Origin of the sequence: Streptococcus tangpeifui, assembly GCF_044503215.1 — a bacterium.
Taxonomy (GTDB): domain Bacteria; phylum Bacillota; class Bacilli; order Lactobacillales; family Streptococcaceae; genus Streptococcus; species Streptococcus tangpeifui.
Window position 1 is genome coordinate 980,283 of record NZ_CP172427.1, and the last position, 16,112, is coordinate 996,394.

Below are 16,112 nucleotides of genomic sequence, written 5' to 3' on the forward strand. Positions count from 1 at the left end.
TTTGCAAGCAATTTTGATTTTAGCTCATCAGAACTTTGACCAAGTTTATCAGCTGGCTCAGTATTTACATTCTGAATTTGAGATTTATATTCATTTTGATACCAAGATGCCTTTAGGCCAGTCGCAAAAGAACCAATTAGAACTGGTGGGCATTCACTATATTTCAGAGATCGATGTTCATTGGGGAGCATGGACAGTTACTCAAGCTATGTATCGTCTGATGGAAGAGGCCCTGAAAAATCCTGAGGTTGAATGTGTTCACTTTATTTCAGGGCAAGATTGGCCAGTGCAGAAGCCCAGTCGGATTAGGGAATTTTATGAAAAGAATGACAGAATTTATTTGATGGCTAAGCCTGCCAGAGCGGAAACTAAATCGGGCGAACGTTTGATTTGGTGGCAACAATTCTACTTTAATTATGATAAAATCAATCGCCGTTCAACCTTTGGTAAGATTTATCACCGTATTTCGCTCGTGCTTCAAAGGCTTTTGCGTGTCAATAAATTTAAAAAACTAGACATCCAACAAGAAATCTATTCTGGACCTGCTTGGTGTGATTTACCGAGAGATGTTGCCCAGTATTGTCTGGACTTTATGGTTCAGCATCCTAACTATGTCAAGATGTTGCAGACCAGCTTTTGTTCGGATGAATTTTGGCTGCCAACTATGATTTACAATGAATCTAAATTTTCGGACAGAATAGTAGGCGAATACTATCGCTATATCAAGTGGGAAGAGCAGCACGGTTCCTATCCAGCTATTCTCGATGAGCGAGATTTTGCAGCCATCAAAAATAGCGGGGCTTTTTTCTCCCGCAAGTTTGACACTGCTTATTCACAAGAGCTCATCACTCGATTAGCTCAGGAAGATTAAAAACAAGTCCGTTTCAATTTTTGCTAATTGACCCCTATTTTTACCACAAGAAGGAAGCCCATGAAAATTAGAATTGACAAGGAATCCATTTCAGATTTTATTCTTTATGCTGTTCTGGCAGCCTATATCTTTTTTGCCATTCTTAATGCCAGCTTTTTTGTCCAACATATTCCGGGGGCTTTGTTTAATCTGGTCAACTACACAGCCTTAGCTGCCATGGTATTTGTTGAAGTGCTGAATTTGAATTACACGCGTCGAACGATCTTTGCTATTCCTGTTCTTTTGGTACTCTTCGCTATTTCTTATAAGGTTGCTGGCATTTTTTCTAATGTTTCGATTATTATCCTCTTTAGCTATTTTTATCGGCGGCAGCCATTAGAAAGTGTGGCTAAAGTGGCCTGTGTCAGCAGTGTTTTTGCCTTGCTTTTGGTCATTTTTAGCAGTCGTATCGGTTTTATTCCGAACTACTTGGAAGCCAATGAAGGGCGGGTTCGTCATTATATCGGCTTTCGCTATTCCCTTTTTCCGTCAACGGTCATGCTCAATATCAGCTTGATTCGCTTTTTCCTCAAGCGAAATGGGGTTAAACTCTATGAACTGGCTGTTTTGCTGTTGGCTAACTATTGGATTTTTAGGCAGACTGACTCACGGCTGACCTTCTTTACCGCTATTTTGCTCTTGCTAATCTGGGGAGTTCTTAAATATTATCCGCAACTCATGGCCAAGTTTCGGCCAATTTTGTCCATTTTCATCTTATCCTATCCCTTCACCTTTTTAACCAGCCTCTGGTTTAGTTTCAACTATTCGCAAGTCTCTTCCTTCCAGCTTTATCTCAATAATGTTATGGGGGGGCGGCTCTATCTTATGCACAAGTCCATGGGGCTCTATGGATTTAAGTTGACAGGTCAGAAGATTTCTTGGGTCGGTAATGGCTTGAATGATTTGGGGCGAGTGACGCATTCATCGTACCTTTACGTGGATAACCTCTATATGCAGTTTCTGCAGAATTTTGGTCTGATTATCACCCTAGCCTTTGTGGCAGGTATGACAGTGCTGATGTATAAGCTTTATCGTCAGAAAGCTATGTATCTTTATATCATTTTCATCAGCTTAGCCTTCCATGGCTTGATTGATGATTTGATTTCAAATTTGCACTATAGTATTTTCCCGATTCTACTAGGTATGCTTTATATTGAGCATTACCGTCTAAGTTCTAGGGATGAGGGCGTTGAACCGACCGGGCTAGGAGATGCTCCTGCCATTAGTCCGAAGAATTTCTAAATCAAGGGACTCACAGTCTTGATATTTAGTCTTAAAATAGCGGAAAGGAGAAGCAGATGCCAACTAGCAGCGAACCATTTATCAGCGTGATTATTCCTGTCCATAATGCCGAGACGACACTTTTGCGTGCGCTGGACAGTTTGGCTTTTCCCGACTGTGAAATCATTTTAGTTGAGAATAGCTCAACGGATCATTCCTACCAGCTAGCCTGTGATTATGCTATGGAGAATAACCGCCTCAAGGTCTTTCAGTCAGCTCCGGGAGTTTCCAATGCCCGTAATAAAGGGCTGGAGCAGGCTAGCGGTGAATGGATTTTCTTCTTGGATGCCGATGACTTTTTCTTCAAGGAAAATCTGGCAAAAATCGCAGACAAACTTAAATCCAGTCAGAGTGACATCATCACCTATAATTTCCACAAAGGAGGGCATCTGGTTGAACTTTTTGAGGTAGTTGAGGATTTCCGCCGACCGGAAGAAAGGGAAGCTTTTATCAGCCGTTGTCTTCATCAGCCAACTCGGTATATGACAGTCTGGAGTAAAGCTTTCCGAGCTCGTTTCATTAAAGGGTTGCGATTTGATCCTAGTTTGCGAGTGTCTGAGGATAGTCATTTCTTCCTGCAAGCGCTTTTGCACGCTCAGGCTATTTCAACCTCACCTGATCTGCTTTACCACTATTCTATTGATAGTCCGTCAACCATGCGAACGTTTGATCAATCTAAATTAGATGGGTATTTGGCAGCCCTGACTCGGGCTCAAACCATTATCAAGGACCAATCCACAGTCTTGCAAGAGGCTTTTACAGCTTATACTCTGGCTCAGTTCAATCTAGGAATGGTGCGGGAGGTTTTTCACCAAAATAATCCGCAGTCTTATAAGGCGAAACTTGCTAGACTGAAGGAGTTCAGTCGTTCAGAACTCTTTGCCGCCGCTTTTTCTGGTATGAGTCTGAAAAAAGTCAAGGGGTTGGGTGATATCCCCCTCTGGTTAATCAAGTATCATGCTTATCGTTTGGCCTCGCTCGTCTACCTGGTTAGGGTCAAACAGAATGCTCGTAAGGAGAGGTAAATCTGTGAAAAAAGTTCTGATTTTTGGCATGAATGAGAACCCTGGCGGGGTCGAATCTTTCTTGATGAATTATGTTAGGCGATTTGATCAAACCAAACTTCATGTTGATTTTTTGTGTAATTCTATGAATCCCATCGCCTATGAAGAAGAGCTTGTTCAAAGGGGAGCAAGCATTTTTCATATTACGGCTCGCAGCCAAAATCCCTTCAAATACTATGGTGAGCTCCGTCATTTCTTTAAGGAGTATGCCAAGGACTATGATGCCCTCTGGGTCAATATCAATAGCCTTGCTAATATTGACTATCTTAAGCAGGCTAAGAAATATGGGATTCCCGTACGTATTGTTCACAGCCATAATAGTCAAAATATGGACAGCCGCTTACGGGGAAAGCTTCACAACTATAATAAAAAGCGGATTTCAAAGTGGACAACAGACTTTTGGGCCTGTTCGGATAGGGCTGCGGCTTGGTTCTATGAGGGAGAAGCCCTCAGGCAGGCTAAGATTATTCCCAATGCCATTGATATTGAGGCCAGTCGTTTTTCTGAAACAGCCCGTCAGTCTATTCGTCAGCAGTATGGGCTCCAAGATGCCTATGTTATTGGTCATGTCGGCCGCCTGCATTTTCAGAAGAATCAAGAGTTTATCCTTCGTGTTTTTGCTGAACTGGTTAAAGTTAAGTCTCAAGCTCGTTTGGTTTTGATTGGTCAAGGAGATGATGAAGCCATGCTCAAGGCCTTGGCTGACGGGTTAGGCGTGGCTGATAAGGTAATCTTCGCCGGTGTGCAAAAGAATGTTTCCGAATGGCTCAGTGTCTTTGACCTCTTTTTCTTCCCGTCCAAGTTTGAAGGTTTGCCCTTAGCGCCTTTTGAGGCTCAGGCCAATGGCTTACCAGTGTTAGTGTCAGAAGAAGGGGTACCTCAGGAGATTAAGATTAATCCTAACGTTTATTTTGCTTCGTTAGAAAAATCACCTAAGGAATGGGCAGAGCTGATCGAAAAGCTATCTGAGCAGGAAAGTCGTCTGCCTGAGCAGGAAACTGTCCAACACTTTCAAGACTCTGGTTATGATATCCGCCATGCTGCTCAAGAGTTAGAAAACAATCTGCTGAAAATGCTTACCCAAAGAGGGAGAGAAAATAATGATGCCCAAAATTGATTTTGTAGTTCCTTGGGTGGATGGTAGTGATCCCGACTGGCTCAAGAACAAGACCAAGTATGAGACTGGCCCCAGTGTGGAGGCGCCTCAGGCAGACAGTGTTAACCGTTATCGAGAAATGTCTGCTTTTAACTACTGGTTTCGGGCGGTTGAAGCCTATGCTCCTTGGGTTCATAAAATTTTCTTTGTCACCTATGGTCATGTTCCTGATTGGCTGGATACCAGCCACCCAAAGTTACGCTTGGTCCGGCATGAGGACTATATTCCAAAGGATTACTTACCAACCTTTAATTCCAATGTAATCGAACTCAATCTGCATCGTATTCCTGACTTGAGTGAGCATTTTGTCCTTTTTGGTGATGATATGTTTATCAATCGTCCTGTTGAGCCGGATGATTTCTTCCATAGAGGTCTGCCAAGGCTGCAGGCCATCTATCGTCCGATCATTCCTAGGGGTGAATTTAATCATATTGAGGTTAATAATGGCCGTCTGATTAACAAGTATTTTTATCACAAGCCTAATTTTAAAAAACATTTAGGCAAATATTTTAATTATCGCTATGGTAAGTTTAATCTCTATAACCTCTTAAGTCTCTTTTATTCAGGAATTATGGGTTACGAAAATGTCCATGTCGGACTGCCCTCGCTAAAATCAACCTATGCTGAGGTCTGGGATAAGGAAGCTGCCTACTTAGACGAGATGTGCCGCAATCGCATCCGCAGCAATCAGGATATCAACCATTGGGCTATGAGTTATTGGAACATTGAGACCAATCGCTTTTATCCGCAAACCCGAAAAATTGGTAAGTATATTCCGATTGCTGATAAGGAGCAGATTGCTAGACTCGTTCGTCAGTCGGCCTATAAGATGGTTTGTATCAATGATGATGAAAGTTCTGTTGACTTTCAAGCAGAGAATGCCTGGATTAGTAAAATCTTAGCAGAAAAGTTCCCTGACAAGTCTTCTTTTGAGAAATAAAACAGAAAATAAACGATGAAAAAATATCAAATTGTTGAAGTGCGCAGCGCTGATAGGCAGCATGCTGGCAGTAAGGCAACAAGTGATGTTGCCAAGATTGTAGAACCGCAAGGTTTTGAGACTCTGCACATTCGACTGCAGTCGCAAAAGTCTAGTTTTTTGATCAAGCTGGTTAATCAAATCACTTTTTATCAGGATTGGAAACAAGCTTATCGGAGGATTGAAAAGGGGAGTATTGTCCTTTTACAGCATCCTTTTCATCATCGTCAGTTGGGACGGGAAAAGTTTTTGCGCCGTTTGAAGAAAAAGAAACAGATTCGTTTCATTTGTTTAGTCCACGATGTTGAAGAGCTCCGAAATGTAGCTTATCTCAATAATGACCAGCATAAAAAGGAATTTGATTGCATGCTAGAGCTGGTCGATCAGCTGATTGTCCATAATCAAGTTATGAAGGACTTCTTCTTGTCTAAGGGCCTGTCTGAGGATAAACTAGTGGTGCTGGGAATCTTTGATTATCTAACCGAACTTGAGCCTGCAGAAGCCCAATTTTCTAAGTCAGTGACTATCGCTGGAAATCTCAGCTCGTACAAGAGTCCTTATATTGAAAAACTTGCTGACATCAATAGTTTGAGCTTTGATCTGTACGGGCCAAACTATGTGGAACAGGAAGCCAAGGATCAGGTCTGTTACCATGGTTCCTTTCCTCCTGATCAGTTGCCAAGTCAGTTAAAACAGGGGTTTGGTCTGGTCTGGGATGGGAATTCGATTGATGAATGCAATGGTCCTTTTGGAAACTACTTGCGTTATAACAATCCTCACAAACTATCCCTCTATATCGCCTCTGGTTTGCCAGTTATTGTTTGGAGTCAGTCAGCTCTGGCTGGCTTTGTGCAGGAGCAAGGCATTGGCTTGGTTGTCGATAGTCTGCAGGATTTGCCAAAATACTTTGCTGGCTTAACTCAAGCTAGCTACCAGAGCTTTGCCCAAAATAGTTTACGACTCAGTCATGACCTCCGCTCAGGTTCCTATACTAAACAAGCGGTAGGTGAGGCGGTCGCTAGGTTGAACGATTGATAACTTTTGTGCCATTGCAGCCGACTTTTTAACACAGTGAATGAAAAATGACAAAAAAATATTTATTAGATTTTATCAGAGACGATACCAATACTGCGGCCTCTAAAGCTGAGCGTGATATCAGCAGTTTTCTTAAAACGATGGGATTTTTAGGAATTAATTACGACATGAGTCTTCCCAGAGCTGTTAAGATTTTAGGTGAAGACTATATCTTAGCCAAGAAAATCAAAGGGATTCAGGCTGACGACATCTGTTTTCTGCAGTATTCCATGTTTGGCCGCCCTTCTTTGAAAAAGCTCTTCAAAAAATTAGCTTTTAATCGGCATAAGATTCTTCTCATTCATGATATTGAAACCCTGCGGGAGCAAAAGGGAGCTAGTGAAATTGCAGAAGAACTAGCTCTCTTGCAGGAAGCCCAGTGCCTGATTGTCCATAATGATCAGATGGCAAATTGGTTGCGTAATCAAGAGCTTGAAGTGCCGATGATTTCCTTAGAAGTTTTTGACTATGCCCAGCCTGTCGACCTGCCAGAGAAGTCTGTCCAGAATTGGAAAACGGTGGTCTTTGCAGGAAATCTGGATAAGAGTGGATTTTTGAGAGAACTTCATACGCAAACACCTTTTTACCTCTACGGTCTCAAGAGTGATGCCCAGCCTTATTCGGAAAACTTGACTTACTGCGGGTCAAAGACATCTACGGAGATTCCATCAATGATCAGTCAATACGGTTTTGGTCTTGTTTGGGATGGTCCTGCGGTGGATTCCTGTCAAGGACCTTTTGGGGACTATATGCGCTATAACAATCCTCATAAGGTTTCACTTTATCTCAGCACTAACCTGCCAGTCATCATCTGGAAAGAGGCGGCTCTAGCTCCCTTTATCGAGGAGCATGGTTTGGGCTTAACCCTAGATTCTCTGGCAGACTTAGATAACCGACTAGCTCAATTGAGTCAAGGTGATTATGACCAGATGAAAGCTAATTGCAAGTCTATGGGGAAACAGCTGCGAAATGGCTACTACACCATCAAGGCTGCTCAAGCAGCGGTGGAAGTGGTTATTCAATGATAAGAGGAGACTTACATGAAACGTATTCAATGGTTGGATTTTGGTAAGGGATTTACTATCTTTTTGGTGCTGGTTGGCCATGTCTTTAAGGGGATGCAAACCTCAGGGGCTTTTGAGGCCTATCATAACAGCTTTCAATTTATTATCCAGTGTTTTTATATCTTCCATATACCGGTTTTCTTTGCCCTATCAGGTTACCTCTTTAAGCCGGTCAAAGATCTGCAGGCTTATCCCAAGTATGTTCTCAAGAAATCCTTGAATCTCCTGATTCCCTATCTTCTCTTTTGTGTGACTTACTTCTTTTTCCAGAAATTAGGTGGTGGGAGCGTTAGAGAGGGGACTTCGCTGGCGGATTTATTAGCTATTTATAAGCGGCCGATTGCCGTTTCTTGGTACCTTTATGTGCTCTGGGGTGTCAGCCTCTACGTTGGTTTGCTCTCAGTTTTCATCAAGGATCAGAAGAAGCTCTTGACTGTAACTGCTGTTACCAGTATTCTTAGCTATCCCTTACATTCTTCGATCTTCCTCCTGCAAGGAACCCTGCTCTGGTCTGGTATCTATTGTCTGGGACATTTCTTGAGTCAAGTATCACTGGAAAAATTAGCCACCCACCTAACTCAGAAAGTTTTAGTCATCTCGGCTTTAATAGCTCTTTACCTGTTCTGGTGGATCCAGTTTGATTTCAAAAATGGGGTCAGCTACCTAACCCCTGGCCCAGAAGGACTGGTCTTTGTTCTTAGTGTTTTTCTGGCTTTCTTGCTTTATCCGCGTCTGCCTCACAATGGCTTTTTCAACTATTTTGCGGATAAGGGAAAATCCAGCCTGATCATTTATATCTTCCATTCACCAGTACTCAGTGCCATTCGGATTATGCTTCTGCGGCTTGGAGTTCAAAGCATGCTCCTCCATGTCCTGATTGGAATTGCAGGCGGTTGGCTGATTAGCCTCTTTATCGCCTACCTCTTCAATAAGGTGAAATTTCTCAATTTCTTTGTTGCTCCGACTAAGTATATTAGATTTTAAAAATAATTATTTTAACTTTTATATTGCAAACACGCAGTGCGTGTGTTAATATATGCATAAGATGACAACCCCCCCACTTCCTTATGGACAGATACGTCTGACGTGGGGCTTTTTTTGTTGTAAAGGAGAAAAAATGAGTGATAAACCAGTTGCACTTTCATGGAAGGAACAGTTAGACCTTTTCAAAAGTAGAGGAATGATTGTCCATAAAGGTGATATTGATAAACTAAAAAATATTAGTTATTATCGCCTAAAGGAGTTTGCTCGCCCTCTGTCCACGGTTAAAAAATACCAAAATCATACTGAAATCAGTTATGATGGGATAGAATTCAAAGAGGTTCTTAGCCGCTATTATCAAGACAAAAATTTGAGAATTTAGTACAAAATTTTTATAAAAGGAATCAATGATGGCAATATTGTCATCATATTCTTTACTAAGTTGGGAACAAGGTCCCCCAGTTTTTCTTAGCTCATATATTCATTTATCGTCGTAACTTAATTTTATAAGAAAAGCACCCCAAAAGTTAGACACAAAATCTAACTTTTGGGGTGCCGTTCATATAGCAGATGACAAAAGGATTTTTTTATAAAGGATGCCATCAATAGAATATTATTGCGTACGTTCAAGTGGAATTAATTAAATATAACAGCAGATAAGAAAGCAAACTAATTTACAATTTTTCAAGTATTTTACCAAGTAGTTCTTCTAACTTCCCTAAATCTCCATAGACTGTTCCGTCCATATAAAGATTATAAATGTCATCATCTTGTTCAACGCGTATTTGTGCCGAATATCCTTTTGATAGTGCTAAAGAACGAATAACTTCTCGTTGAGTTCGTCCGTTACCTTCTCGAAAAGGATGGAAATAATTAAGGTTATCAAGGATTTTTGCTAATTGTTTAATAATCTCATCTTTTGAATTAGCCGTTTGATGATAGGTATGAATAAGCTGGTTCATATAGGTTTCAGCAGTGTTAAAAGATTGTAATGGCATAAAAGGATTACCACTTTTTGAAATATTAACTCTACGATATTGCCCTGCCCAAGAATAAACATCTTGGAATAAATAGTTATGGATAGCTAAAATCTCCCTAATAGAATTGACTTCAATAGCCTTTAATCGCAAGTCTGCGAGCCTTCTAGTAACGAATAAATGTTCGTTTCGATAGGCTTCTTCAATATTTGTAATGTTTTGTTTGTTGATTAAGACTGTAGAATTTGGATAGGTGTATTGATTATTAGGGTCAATGTACTCATAGCCTTCGTATTGATTTTTAACCAAGGTTCAATTCCTTTCGCCTGTTGATAACATAAGCTTTTAAATCAATCACATCTTGAACAGTCGGTTCATAATTTTCAATCATTGATGAACCAATGGCATACCAGACGGTATCAAAATCTGTAAAGTTATCAAAAGGAATCCCTAAAATTGTTAATTCTTCCTTATTTACATCAAGGGTCATAGCACACCTCCTTGTATAACAGTGTCTCTATTGTACCATAAAATAAGTATGTTCACATGAAGAGATAAGAACTGAAAGATAGATTGGGTTAAATTAAATGTAGGTTTTATCATAAAAAGAAATAATAGAGGTGTAGCATGGAGCCATATATCACAGAAGAAAGTAGGATTGAATAGGTTACACTAAACTAGACAGAATTTATAAAGTGTTCTACACTTAAACCAACAAGGAGAACCATACCCTAATATATTGGTGGAGAATATCGTCATGCAGTTTTAGATGATAACATAAAAGCCACTATTGTTCCGCAAATGTCTTAATGTTATTCCGCAAATAGACCTATTGTTCCGAAAATGCTACAATTGAAGTCAGAAAAGAGGTAGAGCAGATGTACATTACAACAAAAGAAGCTGCTGAACGTTGGGGAATCTCTGATAGGCGCGTGCGAACCTTGTGTGTTCAAGGGAAAATTGAAGGCGCTTATCGCGATGGGAAAATTTGGAGAATACCAGCGGATGCAGCACAGCCAAGTGATGGTCGTTATAAAAAGGCTTCTAGTTTACTATCAGTGATTGAAGAGAAAAAGTCACTCCTAGCAACAAGGAGGCCTTTGACTAGTGGTGAGCTAGATAGGCTAAATGAGGAATTTCTTGTAGAGTACACCTATAATTCTAATGCGATTGAAGGAAATACCTTGACCCTTCGGGAAACCGATATGGTGCTAAGAGGGTTGACCATTGATCAGAAACCTTTGAAGGATCACCTTGAGGCCATTGGTCACAAGGAAGCCTTTCAATTTGTGCAAACACTGGTTTCAGAAAACCATCTCTTAACGGAGCAAGTCATTAAAGATATTCATTACCTTGTTCTGTCAGATAAAAAGGAAGATAGAGGTGTCTATAGAAAAGTTCCTGTTAGAATCATGGGAGCTGCTAATGAACCCACTTCGCCTTATATGATACGCCCTAAGATAGAGCGGCTTCTGCAAGATTATCAAAAGGATTCAAGCTCAATCATTACCAAGCTAGCCAAATTTCATATCGATTTTGAAAGTATCCATCCCTTTATTGATGGCAACGGCCGAACAGGCCGGCTTTTGGTTAATCTTGAGTTGATGAAAGCAGGATTGCCACCGATTGATATTAAATTTACAGATCGTCTATCTTATTATAAAGCTTTTGATGACTTTCATGCCAAAGGTCAAGTGTCTACCATGGAAGATTTGTTTGCTAAGTACGTCAACGAACGTTTAGATGAATACTTAGCAATTTTAGTAGAGTAAAAAAGACAACAAACCACGAGGTATAGTTGAGCCCACTGAAAAAGTCATCAATTGATGGCTTTTTTTCTATACTAAAGTTTAGGCGATTGTATGCTTGATAATCAGTTAACTTTAGAAGTTAGTCCCTATTTCAAACTCTATGATATCGTTGTTCCAAAGACTCATTTTTTTACGCCAATTAATGGAGCTCTGTGATTTCAGTTTTATTTATAATGAATTGGAAAAGAACTATCGTCTTGACTTTGGACGCAATTACCAATCATGATGTTTAAATATCTCTTATTAAAAGACATTTATAAGTTGTTCGATTTCGATGTGGTGGAGCGCTCGTCTTCAGATATGGCCTTTAAATGTTTTTCTCGGTTTAGTCCTAGAGGATTCTGTCATTGAACCGTCCTCTCTGACAAAATTCCGGAAACTTCGGATCAAAGATGGACACTTACTTGACTTATTAATCCATAAATCCGTTCAAATCGCCATTGAACACCATTTGATTACCAGTAAGATTCTCATTATGGAGGCGACTCATACCAGAGCTCATTACAATCACAAGAAACCGCATGAAGTTTTTCGGGAGTGCTCAAAAGCCTTGCGTAAAACGATTTACCAGTATTCAGAAGATAATAAGGCTAAGCCTCAAGAAGATAATCTTGAGGCTGAATTAAGCTATACACAAGCATTGATAGAACCCAAACTTATATAGCCGATATTGGCTAGTTTTAGATCAGTGTTACTTGTATTTAGTTAGCGAGAGAGGATAGAGTCTTTCGCAGAAGCTAACCCTATCATTTGGCCGCCTCCTAGGGTCTTCTGGGTTCCCTGCGACCTGATAATTCAAGACGTTCAGTTGCAACGATACATTGACCTTCTAGTGGTTTTCTGCTAGAAGTTTTTTATTGGAAAAATGGCGGAAAAGCTGAAGTTCTTTTAGCCATTCAGGCTATTAAAGTAAAGCATACTTTTGATAAGCAAAACGAAGTCTTGTTGCCTTCGCTAGATATTGCCTGTCCTGCACCGCCTTGTTTATTTTTGATTTTCTTTGTTTTTTAGATGTTCCCAGATAACTATCACTCCATAAAATAAGGTTATTACTTACCATAAAAAATATAGATTATGCAGAGCCGGCAGGTTAGGGTATGATGATAGCATAAACTTATTTTTCAAGGAGGTAGCTGTGGGGAAACGTCCGATTATTGGAATTAGCAGCAATGAGAAGCCTATTAGCTCAGATTCGCCTATCATTCATCTGAATGTCTCCAGAAATTTTGGTGACGGAGTCAAGCGGGCTGGCGGCCTGCCTTTCTACATCCCCATGAGTGAGCAGGAGCTGGCTGCTGATTACATTGCAGCTATTGATAAACTGATTTTGACAGGCGGTCAGAATGTTAGTCCTGAATTATACGGAGAGGAAAAGGTGACGGATAGTCAGGATTATTTCCCCGAACGGGATCGCTGGGAACTAGCTCTAATCAAAGAGGCTCTGAGTCAGGCTAAACCCATCTTTGCAGTCTGCCGCGGTCTTCAGCTCTACAATGTTGCTCAGGGAGGCAGTCTTTATCAAGACATCCCCAAGCATGCTGGTCAGCCCCCGACCCAATTAGCCCATTCGATTGAGATTAAGGAGGGCAGCTGTCTGTCTCGCTTACTGGCTGATGGCAGTCTGGTTAATTCAGTTCACCATCAGGCTATCAAAGACTTGGCTTCCCATTTGGAAGCGACAGCTTGGAGCGGAGACGGTGTGATTGAAGCTGTAGAGTCCAATGATAACACCAAACTCATCGGTGTCCAGTGGCATCCAGAATTTTTATTGGATGGTGGCCTCTCAAGCCAGCAGGCTCTATTTGATTACTTTGTCCAAGAACTCTAGCTTGGAAAGCAATCCAGACACGTTTGCAAGGTTTTTGATGGCTGTGTGGTGATTAAGCCATTTTCACATGTCATCTTGCTGAAGAATTAGAAGAAGGAGTATTCTATGCGATTTAAAAAATTATTAGGACTTGTCGGTCTGGGACTATCATTGGTTTTCATCGTCAGCGGCTGCTCAAAAGCTTCCTCAGGGAAGAGGACTGTTACCTTTGCGACCGTTGGGACTACTCGGCCCTTTTCTTATCAAAATAAACAGGGCAAGTTAACTGGTTTCGATGTTGAGTTAGCCAGAGAGATCTTCAAGGGGTCTAAGGACTATCGATTGAAAATTCAGCAGATTGAGGGTGATAATATCTACTCCGGTCTGGATTCTGCCAAATTTGATTTTGTCGGCAATAATCTCAGCTATACTAAGGAGAGGGGCAAGAAGTATCTCTATTCCTATCCAACGGCTGCAACTCCTTCGGTTTTAGTTGTCCCTAAGGACAGCGCGATCAAGTCTTTCGATGATATCGGAGGCCACACCAGCCCTGTTGTTCAAGGAACTACGGGGGCCAGTCAGCTGGAGGATTTTAATAAGAAGCATCCAGATAACCCAGCTAAATTAAAGTACAGCGAAGAAAATATTACCCAGATGCTGACGGGGCTCAACGATGGCAAGTATGATTTCAAGATTTTCGATGCCCCATCCGTCAATAGTATTATCAAGTCTCAGGGGCTCACTAATCTCAAAACGATTGATTTAAAATCTTCGGAAAAACCCTATATTTATTACCTCTTCACCAGTGATAACAAAGACTTACAGGCCTTTGTCAATAAACGCATTAAAGCCTTGCAAAAGGATGGCACATTGGATCGATTAAATAAGAAATTCTTAGGCGGCGACTATGCTCCAAGCAGTAAGGATTTAGTCGTCCCCAATAAGTCTAAGTAATGAACTGTACAAACTGTACATAGTCTGCCAGTTCCCGCCGTGGGAGTGGGCTCAACTCCAAAATTGAAAATTTTGGTTCTCACCATGTCCTGTTTTAAGGTGGTGACCTGAAACGGTCTCTCCCAAGACCGTTTTTGACACTTGCTTTGCAAGCTTCATTTCCTGGTTAAAAAGGTCTCTCAGACCTTTTTAACCACCATGGATTTTTGAATTGAAATGAGCTGAATATTCAATAAAAAAACTGTCCGGATTGAAGGAAGCGGGCAGTTTTTGTCTGTGTGGGGCTGGTTTTGGCTTGACAGTCCAGTCCTGCTAGCGATGCTAGCGCTGGATTTTGAGGCTGATGGGCTTAGGTCAACTTGAAGTTTGATGAGTGCTGATGTTAGGGAGATCTCAGTCCGCCCTGATCTTAGTGCCTTCAACCGTGCAGAGACGGTAGAGGGCTTTGGCATAAATAATGGTAGCTTGCCAGAGCTCTTCTAATTTTATGCCTTCATTGGGCTGGTGGAGTGTATGGATGGACCAAGGAAAGGCGGGACCAAAAGAGACTCCGTTTTTTAGGAGACGGCCATAGGTTGAGCCGCCAATGGCCAGTGCTGGGCTGGTGTCGCCAGTCTCCATCTGATAAACATTAAGCAGAGTCTGAATCCTAGGGTCGTCAAGAGCGGTATAGCTTGGCAGAAGGTGGCTTTTCTCGCGTATTTCAAAGCCTGCTTGCTGGGCAAGCTGGTTAAGTTTTTCCTGTAGAGAAGCAAAGATGACGGATTGCGGATACCTGAGATTGACTCCGATTCGGGCTTGTCCCTTTTCAAATGAGAAGACAGCTGGGTTAACGGTCACTTGTCCCAATTCTTGATCCTTGTAGGCGATTCCTAGTTTCTCTCCCTTATTATCTGCAAAGAAGTAGCTGACAATGAAGTCTAGATAATCCTTGGCAGATGGGTCGAGAGGAAGGGTTCTTAGGAAGTGGGCTAAGTAGAGGGCAGCATTGATACCTTTATCAGGACCAGCACCGTGGGCAGCCAGCCCTTTCAGACTGAGCGTTTGCTGTTGGCCTTGGCGCTGCCAGCTTCCTTCAAGATTAAATCGTTTGAGGTAGGCTTGAAAATCATTCTGGAGATTTGTCTGGCCGGTCAGGCGGGCTTGAGCCCAATCCGGAACAACATTATAAGCCTGACCAGACTCAAAAATTAGGGAAGAAGGGGCCTGTTCGGAATAGGTCTTGTGAAAATCAAAGGAGATGATACCTTTTTCAGCATAAATCAGCGGAAAAATAGCATCGGGAACGAAGCCAAAATCAGGCATAGCTTCCTTGGCAAAGTAGACCTTGACACCGTCCCAGTCGTTTTCCTCATCGGTTCCGTAGATGAGGCGAATCCGCTGGTTGAGTGATAAACCAGCGTCGAGAATCATTTTTAAGGCATAATAGGCCGCTAGGGTGGGGCCCTTATCATCAGAAACTCCGCGGCCGTAGAGCCAACCATCTTTTTGGGTCAGATTGAAAGGGGCTGTTTGCCAGTCGTTTTCTTGAATTGGGACGACATCTAAGTGGGAGAGGATACCAAAAATCGTCTGCCCTTGACCGACTTCCAGATGGCCAGCGACATTATCTATGATTTTCGTCTTAAAGCCGTCCCGTTCTCCCAGGGCCATCATGTAGGTTAAAGCATCTTTGACTGATTGACCGAAAGGAGCACTCTCATCAGCACTGGCAGCGTCTTTGACAGATGGAATGGCAATCAATCCTGCTAAATCCCGCAAAAAGTTTTCTTTATAGCTTTCTAGTAAGGTTTTCCAATTTGGCATAGCGTCCTCCCTAAATTATGGCTAGGTCCGACTTTAGGGGGATATTACGCAATCGGACTCTGAACAGAAGGTCTTGATGGCAGTGGCTATCCCCAAGTCAAACTTGTTGAATTTTATCTACTATCTTACATCAAAAATCATGATTAGGAAGCTCCTGTATCTATAAAGTTTTTTTATGGCTCACTATAAAAAAGAGTGATTTTTCAAGTCTGTTAGATTGCGGTAAGATAGGGGAAATCATTGCTTAG

General features: G+C 41.6%; 16 protein-coding genes. 13 read left to right on the forward strand and 3 right to left on the reverse strand.

Annotation, left to right across the window (positions count from 1 at the left end):
* The first annotated feature begins 1 nt into the window (after position 1).
* The 9 genes from ACFSN5_RS04530 (at position 2) to ACFSN5_RS04570 (ending at position 8,891) form a co-directional block, all read left to right on the forward strand.
* Entirely contained in the window at positions 2–871 is an 870-nt protein-coding gene (locus tag ACFSN5_RS04530; protein WP_165329394.1) for a beta-1,6-N-acetylglucosaminyltransferase, read from the forward strand.
* A gap of 60 nt (positions 872–931) precedes the next feature.
* A complete protein-coding gene (locus ACFSN5_RS04535; RefSeq protein WP_165329393.1) occupies positions 932–2,152 on the forward strand; it encodes a hypothetical protein in 1,221 nt (406 codons plus the stop codon).
* A 56-nt stretch (positions 2,153–2,208) separates the two neighbouring features.
* Positions 2,209–3,216, forward strand: a complete 1,008-nt coding sequence (locus ACFSN5_RS04540; protein WP_165329392.1) for a glycosyltransferase family 2 protein — start codon at positions 2,209–2,211, stop codon at positions 3,214–3,216.
* 4 nt (positions 3,217–3,220) lie between these two features.
* Complete coding sequence (locus ACFSN5_RS04545; RefSeq protein ID WP_165329391.1) at positions 3,221–4,372, forward strand: glycosyltransferase family 1 protein; 1,152 nt, start codon at positions 3,221–3,223, stop codon at positions 4,370–4,372.
* Positions 4,359–5,351 (forward strand): stealth family protein, encoded by a 993-nt coding sequence (locus ACFSN5_RS04550; RefSeq protein ID WP_165329417.1) that lies wholly within the window; start codon positions 4,359–4,361, stop codon positions 5,349–5,351. Before ACFSN5_RS04545 ends, ACFSN5_RS04550 begins: the two co-directional genes overlap by 14 nt.
* A gap of 15 nt (positions 5,352–5,366) precedes the next feature.
* Entirely contained in the window at positions 5,367–6,425 is a 1,059-nt protein-coding gene (locus ACFSN5_RS04555) for a sugar transferase (protein ID WP_165329390.1), read from the forward strand.
* Positions 6,426–6,472: 47 nt separating this feature from the next.
* Positions 6,473–7,489, forward strand: coding sequence for a sugar transferase (locus tag ACFSN5_RS04560; protein WP_165329389.1), 1,017 nt, complete (start codon positions 6,473–6,475; stop codon positions 7,487–7,489).
* Between the two features lie 15 nt (positions 7,490–7,504).
* Complete coding sequence (locus tag ACFSN5_RS04565) at positions 7,505–8,512, forward strand: acyltransferase family protein (protein WP_165329388.1); 1,008 nt, start codon at positions 7,505–7,507, stop codon at positions 8,510–8,512.
* 133 nt (positions 8,513–8,645) lie between these two features.
* Complete coding sequence (locus ACFSN5_RS04570; RefSeq protein ID WP_165329387.1) at positions 8,646–8,891, forward strand: Abi family protein; 246 nt, start codon at positions 8,646–8,648, stop codon at positions 8,889–8,891.
* 292 nt (positions 8,892–9,183) lie between these two features.
* Here ACFSN5_RS04570 and ACFSN5_RS04575 read toward each other — a convergent pair whose 3' ends face one another.
* Complete coding sequence (locus tag ACFSN5_RS04575; protein ID WP_165329386.1) at positions 9,184–9,795, reverse strand: Fic/DOC family protein; 612 nt, start codon at positions 9,793–9,795, stop codon at positions 9,184–9,186.
* Positions 9,788–9,976 carry a hypothetical protein gene (locus ACFSN5_RS04580; protein ID WP_165213058.1) on the reverse strand — a complete coding sequence of 63 codons (189 nt, stop codon included), beginning with the start codon at positions 9,974–9,976 and terminating at the stop codon, positions 9,788–9,790. Before ACFSN5_RS04580 ends, ACFSN5_RS04575 begins: the two co-directional genes overlap by 8 nt.
* 388 nt (positions 9,977–10,364) lie before the next feature.
* Here ACFSN5_RS04580 and ACFSN5_RS04585 point away from each other — a divergent pair, with 388 nt between their 5' ends.
* From ACFSN5_RS04585 to ACFSN5_RS04600, 4 genes are all read left to right on the forward strand, one after another.
* The gene (locus tag ACFSN5_RS04585; RefSeq protein ID WP_165213060.1) at positions 10,365–11,258 is read left to right on the forward strand and encodes a DNA-binding protein; all 894 of its coding nucleotides are present in this window, start codon (positions 10,365–10,367) and stop codon (positions 11,256–11,258) included.
* Positions 11,259–11,571: 313 nt separating this feature from the next.
* Entirely contained in the window at positions 11,572–11,961 is a 390-nt protein-coding gene (locus ACFSN5_RS04590) for a hypothetical protein (RefSeq protein ID WP_241154231.1), read from the forward strand.
* Between the two features lie 471 nt (positions 11,962–12,432).
* Complete coding sequence (locus ACFSN5_RS04595; RefSeq protein WP_165213062.1) at positions 12,433–13,125, forward strand: gamma-glutamyl-gamma-aminobutyrate hydrolase family protein; 693 nt, start codon at positions 12,433–12,435, stop codon at positions 13,123–13,125.
* A gap of 105 nt (positions 13,126–13,230) precedes the next feature.
* Positions 13,231–14,058, forward strand: coding sequence for an amino acid ABC transporter substrate-binding protein (locus ACFSN5_RS04600; RefSeq protein WP_165213064.1), 828 nt, complete (start codon positions 13,231–13,233; stop codon positions 14,056–14,058).
* Positions 14,059–14,451: 393 nt separating this feature from the next.
* Here the strand turns inward: ACFSN5_RS04600 and pepV are convergent, their stop codons facing one another.
* Positions 14,452–15,864 carry a dipeptidase PepV gene (gene pepV, locus ACFSN5_RS04605; protein WP_165329385.1) on the reverse strand — a complete coding sequence of 471 codons (1,413 nt, stop codon included), beginning with the start codon at positions 15,862–15,864 and terminating at the stop codon, positions 14,452–14,454.
* Positions 15,865–16,112 lie beyond the last annotated feature (248 nt).

Bases quoted from the DNA above. Each gene is read 5' to 3' on its own strand.
- ACFSN5_RS04550 (WP_165329417.1), top strand. From the start codon at position 4,359: ATGCCCAAAATTGATTTTGTAGTTCCTTGGGTGGATGGTAGTGATCCC.
- ACFSN5_RS04560 (WP_165329389.1), top strand. From the start codon at position 6,473: ATGACAAAAAAATATTTATTAGATTTTATCAGAGACGATACCAATACT.
- ACFSN5_RS04580 (WP_165213058.1), bottom strand. From the start codon at position 9,976: ATGACCCTTGATGTAAATAAGGAAGAATTAACAATTTTAGGGATTCCT.
- ACFSN5_RS04555 (WP_165329390.1), top strand. From the start codon at position 5,367: ATGAAAAAATATCAAATTGTTGAAGTGCGCAGCGCTGATAGGCAGCAT.
- ACFSN5_RS04570 (WP_165329387.1), top strand. From the start codon at position 8,646: ATGAGTGATAAACCAGTTGCACTTTCATGGAAGGAACAGTTAGACCTT.
- ACFSN5_RS04535 (WP_165329393.1), top strand. From the start codon at position 932: ATGAAAATTAGAATTGACAAGGAATCCATTTCAGATTTTATTCTTTAT.
- ACFSN5_RS04585 (WP_165213060.1), top strand. From the start codon at position 10,365: ATGTACATTACAACAAAAGAAGCTGCTGAACGTTGGGGAATCTCTGAT.
- pepV (WP_165329385.1), bottom strand. From the start codon at position 15,864: ATGCCAAATTGGAAAACCTTACTAGAAAGCTATAAAGAAAACTTTTTG.
- ACFSN5_RS04565 (WP_165329388.1), top strand. From the start codon at position 7,505: ATGAAACGTATTCAATGGTTGGATTTTGGTAAGGGATTTACTATCTTT.
- ACFSN5_RS04590 (WP_241154231.1), top strand. From the start codon at position 11,572: ATGTGGTGGAGCGCTCGTCTTCAGATATGGCCTTTAAATGTTTTTCTC.
- ACFSN5_RS04600 (WP_165213064.1), top strand. From the start codon at position 13,231: ATGCGATTTAAAAAATTATTAGGACTTGTCGGTCTGGGACTATCATTG.
- ACFSN5_RS04540 (WP_165329392.1), top strand. From the start codon at position 2,209: ATGCCAACTAGCAGCGAACCATTTATCAGCGTGATTATTCCTGTCCAT.